The 10,222-nt window shown below is 41.5% G+C and carries 10 protein-coding genes and 2 pseudogenes; 10 read left to right on the top strand and 2 right to left on the bottom strand.

Annotated features, from left to right (window positions below; genetic code table 11):
- On the top strand, nt 1-200 hold a 200-nt coding region (locus G5T77_RS08830; protein WP_252719420.1), incomplete at its 5' end, for an IS1 family transposase.
- Here G5T77_RS08830 and G5T77_RS08825 read toward each other — a convergent pair.
- Complete coding sequence (locus tag G5T77_RS08825; RefSeq protein ID WP_166134695.1) at nt 165-347, bottom strand: hypothetical protein; 183 nt, start codon at nt 345-347, stop codon at nt 165-167. The genes G5T77_RS08830 and G5T77_RS08825 overlap by 36 nt on opposite strands.
- On the opposite strand from G5T77_RS08825, the pseudogene G5T77_RS08820 reads away from it, so the two are divergent.
- The 7 genes and pseudogenes from G5T77_RS08820 (at nt 332) to G5T77_RS08790 (ending at nt 9,051) form a co-directional block, all read left to right on the top strand.
- Nucleotides 332-1,262, top strand: a pseudogene (locus tag G5T77_RS08820) (IS5 family transposase). The gene G5T77_RS08825 and the pseudogene G5T77_RS08820 overlap by 16 nt on opposite strands.
- Nucleotides 1,263-1,718: 456 nt before the next feature.
- Nucleotides 1,719-3,389, top strand: coding sequence for an L-lactate permease (gene lldP, locus G5T77_RS08815; RefSeq protein WP_171521889.1), 1,671 nt, complete (start codon nt 1,719-1,721; stop codon nt 3,387-3,389).
- 24 nt (nt 3,390-3,413) lie between these two features.
- Nucleotides 3,414-4,163 (top strand): transcriptional regulator LldR, encoded by a 750-nt coding sequence (lldR, locus tag G5T77_RS08810; protein ID WP_166134704.1) that lies wholly within the window; start codon nt 3,414-3,416, stop codon nt 4,161-4,163.
- Nucleotides 4,160-5,314 (top strand): FMN-dependent L-lactate dehydrogenase LldD, encoded by a 1,155-nt coding sequence (gene lldD, locus G5T77_RS08805; RefSeq protein ID WP_166134707.1) that lies wholly within the window; start codon nt 4,160-4,162, stop codon nt 5,312-5,314. The genes lldR and lldD overlap by 4 nt, the downstream gene beginning before the upstream one ends.
- A 90-nt stretch (nt 5,315-5,404) precedes the next feature.
- Nucleotides 5,405-7,120, top strand: coding sequence for a D-lactate dehydrogenase (dld, locus tag G5T77_RS08800; protein ID WP_166134710.1), 1,716 nt, complete (start codon nt 5,405-5,407; stop codon nt 7,118-7,120).
- A 47-nt stretch (nt 7,121-7,167) separates the two neighbouring features.
- Nucleotides 7,168-8,067 (top strand): LysR family transcriptional regulator, encoded by a 900-nt coding sequence (locus G5T77_RS08795; RefSeq protein WP_166134713.1) that lies wholly within the window; start codon nt 7,168-7,170, stop codon nt 8,065-8,067.
- Nucleotides 8,068-8,299: 232 nt separating this feature from the next.
- A protein-coding gene (locus G5T77_RS08790; protein WP_240904181.1) for an IS5 family transposase occupies nt 8,300-9,051 on the top strand; the annotation gives its coding sequence in 2 pieces (ribosomal slippage) (nt 8,300-8,534 and nt 8,534-9,051; 753 coding nt in all).
- Here G5T77_RS08790 and G5T77_RS08785 read toward each other — a convergent pair.
- Nucleotides 9,029-9,484 carry a ricin-type beta-trefoil lectin domain protein gene (locus G5T77_RS08785; RefSeq protein ID WP_171523003.1) on the bottom strand — a complete coding sequence of 152 codons (456 nt, stop codon included), beginning with the start codon at nt 9,482-9,484 and terminating at the stop codon, nt 9,029-9,031. The two genes, G5T77_RS08790 and G5T77_RS08785, sit on opposite strands and share 23 nt — an antisense overlap.
- A gap of 224 nt (nt 9,485-9,708) precedes the next feature.
- On the opposite strand from G5T77_RS08785, the pseudogene G5T77_RS08780 reads away from it, so the two are divergent.
- Together G5T77_RS08780 and G5T77_RS08775 are read left to right on the top strand one after the other, a co-directional pair.
- Nucleotides 9,709-9,915 (top strand): annotated as a pseudogene (locus G5T77_RS08780) (IS5/IS1182 family transposase); the annotation flags it as partial.
- A 67-nt stretch (nt 9,916-9,982) separates the two neighbouring features.
- Nucleotides 9,983-10,222 (top strand): transposase (locus G5T77_RS08775; protein ID WP_252719419.1); only part of this gene is annotated, 240 nt, incomplete at its 3' end.

Below are 10,222 nucleotides of genomic sequence, written 5' to 3'. Positions count from 1 at the left end.
ACAGTTTCATCACTGCTTTTAAAAACTGCAAGCAAAGTATTGGTAAGTTATTTACTGTAGGAATTGAAGGTAATAATTGCAAAATAAGGCATCGAATAAGGCGTGGTTTTAGAAGAAGTTGTAATTTCTCCAAAAAGCTTGAAAACCATTTTAAAGCCTTCGACTTAACTTTCTTTTACATCAATAATGGCTTCATTTAATGTCAGCATACTTTTTAAAACACCACCTCCATTTTTAATGGTAATTAAAGCCAAACAATAATTTTTTAGTAAAGATGGGCTTTGTTGCACAAAGCTATTCTTGAAGGCTTCTTCGGCAATATAATTTCCAGATGAAGAAGCCTGCACCTAAAATTTACCGTACAACCAATTGGTCCTCGTATAACCGAACCTTAATTAACCGAGGAAATATTTCAATCTGGTTTGATCCTAAGGCCCAATGGTATGCACAACCTCAAGGCAAGCACGGACGAAATCAAACTTATTCCGATACAGCGATTCAATGCTGTTTAATGATCAAATCTCTATTCCGTCTTTCTTTGTATGGTCACAGGCTTTACTCAAAGTTTGATTAAGCTGTGTGGCCTGGATTGGACCGCACCAGATTACACGACCCTCTGTCGCAGACAAAAGACGATTGATATTGCGATTAGCTATCAGAAAAGTCGTGATGGACTTCACCTACTCATCGACTCCACTGGCTTGAAGTTTTTAGGTGAGGGCGAATGGAAACGTAAGAAACATCAGTCTGAATATCGTTGGCAATGGCGTAAGCTCCATATTGGTATAGATGCTAAAACACTGCAAATACGTGCTGTACAGCTGACTACGAACAATGTCAGTGATTCGCAGGTACTTGGAGATTTACTCGCTCAAATTCCACTGGATGAGCAGATCGACTCTGTCTATACAGATGGGGCTTATGACACGAAATACTGCCGACAAGTGATTTCCGATCGACAAGCACATGCAGTGATTCCGCCAAGAAAAAATGCAAAGCCTTGGAAAGACAAGCAAGCGAGATCTATAGAGAGGAATGAATTATTGAAAACGGTCAAACGCCTAGGAAGAGTCATTTGGAAAAAGTGGTCTGGGTATCATCGTCGAAGCTTGGTAGAAACCAAGATACATTGCATTAAATTATTGGGCGATAAACTGAGTGCAAGGAGCTTTCAAAGCCAAGTCAATGAGATTCATGCACGTGTGGCAGTCCTCAATAAATTCACTGAATTAGGCCGACCTCATACCCAAGCGGTCTCTTAAATTTGAGTCACTTAGACAAGTACGATGTTTTACATCTTTGTACAACAAAACCAAATTCCCCCAAAAAAATTGTCACTTCAATTTGAAGGATCGGGGAGAGCATTGAGTATTTGTGCAGCAAAGGTGTCTTGAAGTCTGCATTAGACTAAAGTCGTGTAAATCTATACTGGAAAAATTTAGGGTGTCTTACTTTTAAAAAAATTAAAGAGAAAACAAAGTGTAAATTTTTCTGCATCCTGTTTTTTTGCGGCGCAAGTAAATATTCTTTTGATTTAAATTGGTATGACCATTGGTTAAAGCCATCAGACCAATATTGACATTTAATGCAATAAAATTATTATTTGTGGGCAATATTGAGTCGTATTGTGTTTTTATCTCAATATTGGTCAGACCAAAATTAGAATTTTATCTATATGCTTAGACCTATGTTTACGTTTGAGTGAGCATTTCAAGGAGATGACAATGCTTCAACATTGGCAACAGATCTACGATCCAATGGCAAATATTTGGATTTCGAGTCTTATTGCATTAATCCCGATTATCTTTTTCTTTCTGGCATTGGCTGTATTTCGCCTAAAGGGGAGTGTTGCGGGAACCATTACGGTTATTTTGGCGTTATTGGTGTCGTTATTTGCCTATGGCATGCCTGCATCAATGGCTTTTGCTTCATTGATCTATGGCTTTTTCTACGGTTTATGGCCAATCGCATGGATTATTATAGGCGCATTATTTTTATATAAAATCTCTGTAAAAACAGGGCAATTTAACATTATTCGCTCATCTATTCTGTCGATTACAGAAGATCAGCGTCTCCAGATGCTACTGGTGGGCTTCGCATTTGGCACATTTTTAGAAGGTGCAGCGGGCTTTGGGGCGCCAGTGGCAATTACTGCAGCTTTGTTGGTAGGTTTAGGCTTTAAACCTTTATATGCTGCGGGTTTATGTTTGATTGTGAACACCGCACCTGTTGCGTTTGGCGCAATGGGGATTCCAATTATTGTGGCGGGTCAGGTTTCGGGTGTAGAAACTATGGAAATTAGCCAGATGGTTGGACGTCAGTTGCCATTCATGGTGCCGATTGTGCTGTTTTGGATTATGGCCATTATGGATGGCTGGCGTGGTGTGAAGGAAACCTGGCCTGCAGTGTTGGTGGGTGGTGGTGCTTTTGCGATTGCTCAATACTTGACCTCCAACTTTGTGGGTCCGGAATTGCCCGACATTACCGCAGCAATTGCATCTTTGGTCAGTTTAACGGTGCTGTTCAAATTCTGGCAGCCTAAACACATTTTCCGTTTTAGCGATGTGGATACAAAAGTGGATGCCAATTTAGTTGCAGAACAGCAGCAAAAATACAGCATCGGTCAGATTATCAAAGCATGGTCGCCTTTTGCGGTTTTAACAGCGATGGTGACCATTTGGAGTATCAAACCGTTTAAAGATTTGTTTGCCAAAGACGGGACGATGCATGACTGGGTGATTTCCATCAAAGTGCCATTTTTACATCAACTGGTACAAAAAATGCCGCCTGTAGTGGCAGAAGTCAAAGACTACGATGCGATCTTTAAGTTTGACTGGTTCAGTGCGACAGGCACCGCGATTATGATTGCAGCCATCATCACCATCATTTATTTAAAAATGAAACCGCGTGAAGCTGTTAAAACTTTTGCAGAAACCATCAACGAGCTAAAAACACCAATTTATTCTATTGGGATGGTGTTGGCGTTTGCATTTATTGCCAATTATTCAGGTATGTCTGCGACTTTGGCACTGGCTTTGTCACACACAGGTAATGCTTTCACTTTCTTCTCGCCATTTTTAGGCTGGATTGGGGTGTTCTTGACAGGTTCAGATACATCAGCCAATGCCTTATTTGCCGCCTTGCAAGCCACAACCGCACAGCAAATTGGCGTGCCAGAAGTTCTGTTGGTTGCTGCCAATACCAGTGGCGGGGTAACAGGAAAAATGATTTCACCGCAATCGATTGCAATTGCCTGTGCGGCTGTTGGTTTAGTCGGTAAAGAATCGGATTTATTCCGCTTTACCGTGAAACACAGTATCACGTTCACCGTAATGATCGGTATTATTATCACTCTACAAGCTTATGTGTTCCCATGGATGATTCCATAACCATATGTACAAGAGGATAGCCGCATGAAAGTTTCCGACAAAGTTGTTCAAGACCTGCGCACACTGGTTGAAAAAAATCAGATGCAAGTCGGAGACCGATTGCCTGCCGAAAGAAAGTTATGTGAACAACTCAGGGTTTCCCGTTCCTCTTTGCGTGAAGCTATTCAGCAATTGACCAGTCAGGGCATGCTGGTCAGCAAAGTTGGAGCGGGTACTTTTTTGCAACAACTGCCTACCAATTGGTCGCAATATCAAATTGTGCAGCCTTTAAGTAACCTGATTGATGAAGACCCTGCCTATCGTTTTGATGTGCAGGAAGCGCGGATGGTACTTGAAGGTGGAACTGCATGGTATGCCGCACAGCGAGCAACTGCAGAAGATTTGCAAAACATCCGTGCCTGTTATGAGCAAATCGCTCATTTTCAGATTTTGGGTGATGACGATCAGGCGGCAATTGCCGATGCCAAGTTTCATTTGGCAATTGCCGAGGCATCGCACAATTTGGTGCTCATTCAAATGATGCGTGGCTTATTTGATTTGTTGCAATACAACGTAGTTTTGGGCAGACGTAAAGTTTATACCGAAGCCCACCGTTTCGATCAGTTGCATGATCAGCACTTTCAAGTGATGGATGCAATTGAACGTCAGGATCCAGAAGCTGCCCGTACGGCAGTGTGTGGACATATTGAATTTGTAGTTCAACAAGTACGCATGATAGACGAGGAAGATGCGCGTCGTCAGCGTGCGAGTCGATTAAACAGGATAGCGCCATGATTATTTCTTCTGCGAATGATTACCGCGAAGCAGCCAAACGCCGTTTACCGCCATTTTTATTTCACTATATTGATGGAGGTGCGTACGCGGAACAAACGTTGAAAAGAAATGTAGAAGACCTTTCACAAATTGCCTTGCGCCAACGTGTATTGAATGACATGTCGGCTTTAAGTTTAGAAACCACTTTATTTAATGAAACCCTGTCAATGCCTGTCGCGTTGGCACCTGTGGGTTTAACAGGCATGTATGCGCGCCGTGGTGAAGTACAAGCCGCAGTTGCAGCTGACAAAAAAGGTATTCCGTTTACTTTATCTACCGTGTCGGTGTGTCCAATTGAAGAAGTGGTGCCTGCCATTTCACGCCCAATGTGGTTTCAGTTATATGTATTACGTGACCGTGGTTTTATGCGCAATGCTTTGGAACGCGCCAAAGCAGCAGGTTGTTCAACCTTGGTCTTTACGGTAGATATGCCTGTGCCTGGTGCACGTTATCGTGATGCACATTCGGGCATGAGCGGGCCAAATGCTGCTATGCGTCGCTATATGCAAGCGGTGATGCATCCTAACTGGGCATGGGATGTCGGCTTACTAGGGCGTCCACATGACTTGGGCAATATCTCTAAATACTTAGGCAAGCCAACAGGACTTGAAGATTATATTGGCTGGTTAGGCAATAACTTTGATCCATCTATTTCATGGAAAGACTTGGAGTGGATTCGTGAATTCTGGGATGGCCCAATGGTCATTAAAGGCATTTTAGACCCAGAAGATGCTAAAGATGCTGTGCGTTTTGGCGCTGATGGAATTGTGGTGTCTAACCACGGTGGTCGTCAGTTAGATGGTGTACTTTCAACTGCACGTGCTTTACCGCCAATTGCCGATGCAGTGAAAGGGGATCTAAAAATTCTAGTAGATTCAGGTATTCGTAATGGCCTAGACGTTGTGCGCATGTTGGCGATGGGCGCGGATACTTGTATGCTCGGACGTGCCTTTATTTATGCACTAGGCGCTGCAGGTGGGGCGGGTGTGAGTAATTTACTCGAATTGATTGATAAAGAAATGCGAGTCGCAATGACCTTAACGGGTGCTAAAAACATTCAAGCGATTAACTCAGATTGTTTGGTACAACTTGAGCGTCAACTGAAAGGCTAAATTGCCAGCAAGAGCGATCAATCCATCAACCGATGTGTTTGGCTGAATCGCTCAATTGTATTTTTCACCTTGTTTCAGGACTTGCACACCATGCCACAGACAATTTCTTCTGCAACACCATTTGATGCTGCCGTAACCCTTAAAAACTTGGTCAATATCGTGGGAAAAGCGCATGTATTGACCCATGAATCAGATACCCGTTTATATCGTCAAGGGCGACGTTTTGGCGAGGGGCGGGTTTTTGCCGTGGTCACGCCAGGCTCTTTGTTGCAGCAGTGGCAAGTGTTACAAGTGGCTGTGGCGGCAGATTGCATTATTATCATGCAAGCTGCCAATACAGGGCTCACGGGTGGTTCTACACCTTTTGGTGATGACTATGACCGTCCTGTAATTCTGATTAATACCCAACGTTTAAAAGGTATTCAGCTCATCAATGATGCCAAGCAAGTGATTTGTTTGCCCGGTGCAACGCTAGATGCTTTGGAACAACAACTGGCACCGCATCAACGTGAGCCACATTCAGTCATTGGTTCATCTTGTATTGGCGCTTCGGTGTTGGGTGGGGTGTGCAATAATTCAGGCGGTGCATTGGTCAGACGCGGCCCTGCCTATACTGAGTTGGCCTTATATGCACAAGTCAATGAACTGGGCGAGTTGCAACTCATCAATCATTTGGGCGTGAATTTAGGAAGCTCGCCAGAAGAAATTTTAACCAAACTTGAGCAACAACAATATCATCCTGAAGATATTGAATATTCAGAATATTGTTGTGCTTCAGATCAGCGTTATGTACATGATGTTGCGCAAGTCGATGCCGATACTCCTGCACGTTTTAATGCCGACCCGAGTCGTTTATTTGAAGCTTCGGGTTCGGCAGGTAAAGTTTGTGTGTTTGCGGTGCGTTTGGATACCTTTGAGAAAATTCCGAGTCAGGTATTTTATATCGGCAGCAATCAGCAGGATGATTTAACCGCAATCCGCCGTTTTTTATTACGTGATTTGCCGCGTGTACCGATTGCAGGCGAGTATATTCACCGGGATGCCTATGACATTGGCGCAGAATACGGCAAAGACAGTTTCTTGTTTATTGAGAAATTTGGCACCAGTAAAGTACCTGCCGCTTTCGCCATGAAAGACAAAGTCGATGGCTTTTTGACGCGTTGGGGCATGCGTGGCTTGTCGGATAAAGTTTTGCAAATGATCACGAAACTGTTGCCAAATCATTTGCCTGAACGCATGAATCAATTTCGTGATTTGTATGAGCATCACTTAATTTTGCGTATTGAGCAGCAAGATGTTGCCGCAGTCCAGCAATTTCTGCTGGATTATTTTGTCACCCGCAGTTCGGGTAATTTTTTCCTGTGTACTGAAGATGAAGGACGTAAAGCATTTTTACACCGTTTTGCCGTGGCAGGTGCTGCGATTCGTTATCGTGATACGCATGGAGATGAAGTTGAAGACATTGTCGCTTTAGATATTGCATTAAGACGTAATGATCAGCAATGGTTTGAAACCTTGCCCGAAGAGTTGGAGCAGGCGATTATACATAAGTTGTATTACGGGCATTTTCTGTGTCATGTATTTCATCAGGACTATATTATTAAAAAAGGCGTAGACCCTTTGGCGATGGAACATCAAATGTGGTCATTGCTTGATGCCCGTGGGGCAGAGTATCCTGCAGAACATAATGTTGGGCATTTATATGTGGCGAAGCCGGCCTTAAAGCAGCATTATCAAAAGTTAGACCCCACCAATTGTTTTAATGTGGGTATTGGGCATAGCTCTAAATTAAAATCTTGGCGCTAGTGAGGATGAAAACTGAGCAGTGAAACTGATTCTAAGGAAAGATTAAGATGTTTAAGCTAGATAGCAAGCTGCTACAGATTTTCTATTATGTGTATAAATTAAAAAATGTCTCTGCTGCGGCAGATGTGTTGGGGATGAGCCAGCCGGCAGTCAGTAACTGTTTGAATAAAATTCGCCAGCATTTTAATGACCCATTATTTTTAAGGGTCGGCAATGAAATGCTGCCCACCGAGCTGGCGAAACAGATTTTTTCACCCATTAGTGAAATTATCAATAAAATTGAAATGGTGAATAATTTTAAAGTCGATTTTGATCCAACCCATTCAGATCAGTTATTTACTTTGGCCATGACCGATGTTTCGCACTTGGTGCTCTTGCCTAAACTCACTAAATTTTTAAAAGACTATGCGCCATCGGTACGTTTTAAAATCCGCCCCATTACCCGTGAAACCAGCTATCAAATGGCAAATGGTGAAATTGATTTCGCGATTGGATTTTTACCGGAATTAGAACAGAGCTTTTATCAACAACAATTATTTTCACAATATTATGTGGTGATTAGCCGTAAAGATCATCCAAGAATTTGTGAAAAAAGTTTAGATATCGAGGCGTATATCCGTGAGTCACATGTTGATGTCGATACCAGTATTGGGCACTACCATATTGAGAATGAATTAATCAATCGTGGGTTAAAACGTAATGTTTTAATCAGTATCCCGAGTTATTTGGGTGTAGGTTTAATTGTGCAGGAAACCGATATGATTGCAACAGTGCCTTATTATTTAAGTGAGGTATTATTGGCGCGTGGGAATTTACAGGTGGTGAATGCACCATTAAATTTTCCAACCTATCCGGTACGCCAATATTGGCATACGTCGTGTCATCATCAAACCAGTCATCAATGGCTGAGAAAAGTCATTTATAATTTATTTAGTCAGCAGCCTTAATCTGATTTTTTTCAATCCTCTCCTTAAAAGGAGAGAAAAGTGAATTACTTTAAATAGATGGATCAATGCATTTTAGGACAGGCGAATAAAACTAAATTTCTGCCCACGATTTTGATTGCAGCTATACATTTTCATTTTTCCATTATAAATATCTAGGGCGTGTCCTCATTTGAAGAATTGGTTTTAAATACTTAAAATCCTCCTTTGAGTTATTTTTATTTCTATATTTTCAATGGCACGTACTCTTCTTACCGATGATATCTGGCAGCAAATTCAAGATACTATGCGATTACATGGTTGCTACCGTTCAAAGAATAGTAGAAATATCATGGAAGCGATCTTATGGAAACTGCGTACAGGCGCCACATGGCGTGATATTCCTCAAGAATTTTGTCCTTGGCAAACTGCTTATAATCGTTTTAATCGTTGGGCAAGCAAGGGATTGTGGAATAAATTTTTTTTAGATTACGAGGCGTCTTGGATCAAGAATGGGTATTCATTGACGGAAGCTACATACGCGTGCATCAACATGCAAGTGGAGCTCGGAATGGTTTCGAAAGAGCAATTGGACAATCACGTGGTGGACGAACAACAAAAATACATCTTGCAACCGACGCGAATGGATTACCGATTGATTTTAAAATCACTGGGGGTGGCGTCCACGACAGTCAAGTTGCAAAACAACTGATTGATACTGTAGGCGAGGCAACTTATCTCATTGCTGATAAGGGGTATGATGCTGAGCACATTAGAATATATGCCCAGAACAAGGATATGATTCCCATTATTCCATTGAGATCAAACAGTAAAAGATCGAATAAGGAGTTTGATAAATATCTATATAAATTAAGACATTTAGTTGAAAATGCTTTTGCGAGATTAAAACATTTCTGTGCTATTGCAACTCGATTTGATAAACTAGCACGCAATTATAAATCTATGATCCGTATAGCCTGCATATTTATTTGGTGCAAAGCCAAATGAGGACACGTCCTAAGCATTTATCCGTATCTACACTGCGAATACGCTGACCATCGAGATACCATTTTTGATTACTTTGTCCGTTACATGAGTAGCCAATAACCGCAGCCCCGTCATGTTCTATTTTGCCCGCTATATCTAGACATTTGCCTTGTACGGTAATGCTTTGATCGGGCTGAAAAATAAACTGCTGATTGTGACCATCATGGCAACGTGATGCTAGAAGTTCGCGTTGATTGCTCTGATTCAAACCCAGGCAACGCCCATCGTAGGTTTTAATTTTGACTTTTTGCATCCCGGTCTGCGTAGAATCAGGCATAGGGATCGGTACATAAATGATCTTTTGTGCAGGATGCTGTGCTGGTGTGGCAGGAGGAATTTCAGGTTGGATGATAATATTGGGAACTTGTTCAGATGCGGTCTGACCGACCACCATACATGCTGTTAAAATGGAGCAACTGCCCAGAAGAAAAAGAACTCTAAATATAATAAAAAGAATTTATTTATTAATTGGATAGAATAAATTTAAAGCATGAAATAAATATTTGTTTTTTGTAGTTTTGTGTGTAAGTTGCTCAAAAAAATTATCTAATGGAGCGTAGCTAAAAGTTGGAACAATAGACCTCTTGCGAAAGTAAAAACTGCCTCAATATAGATTTCATGAAATATCAGAAATTAAATCGTTTTTCAGATTCTGAATTCCAGCGCTTGGTTGGTGTACCTCGAGCAGTTTTTAGTGAAATGGTCGAAGTTTTAAAAGAAGCAGAATCACTTAAAAAGAAATTAGGGCGTCCTCATACTTTAGCTATAGAGGATCAATTATTATTAACACTCAATTACTTACGGAGCTACAACACCCAATTGGAATTTGAACCGTACCGGGTTTGTCGGAGAGTCAATATTCTGAGTGAGAAGCACTGCTTCGCAAGGTTCGATGACAAAATTAAAATATACCCCTGAAATCAGAGAAAGAGCGGTTCAATTATTGATTGAATCTGAAAAAGATTATCCTTCTACTTGGGCTGCAATCACAGCAATTGCGCCTAAGATTGGTTGTACTCCTGAAACACTTCGTGCCTGGCATCAAAAGCATTTAGATCAGCAAAATCCTATTAAAGTACAACAGATATCTGATCAAGAAAAAATGAAGCAAATGGAACGTGAAATTAAAGAA

It is taken from the genome of Acinetobacter sp. GFQ9D191M (assembly GCF_011174875.1).
Lineage (GTDB): Bacteria > Pseudomonadota > Gammaproteobacteria > Pseudomonadales > Moraxellaceae > Acinetobacter.
The sequence above is the reverse complement of the archived record's forward strand: the minus strand, read 5'-3'. Positions and strand labels throughout refer to the sequence as shown.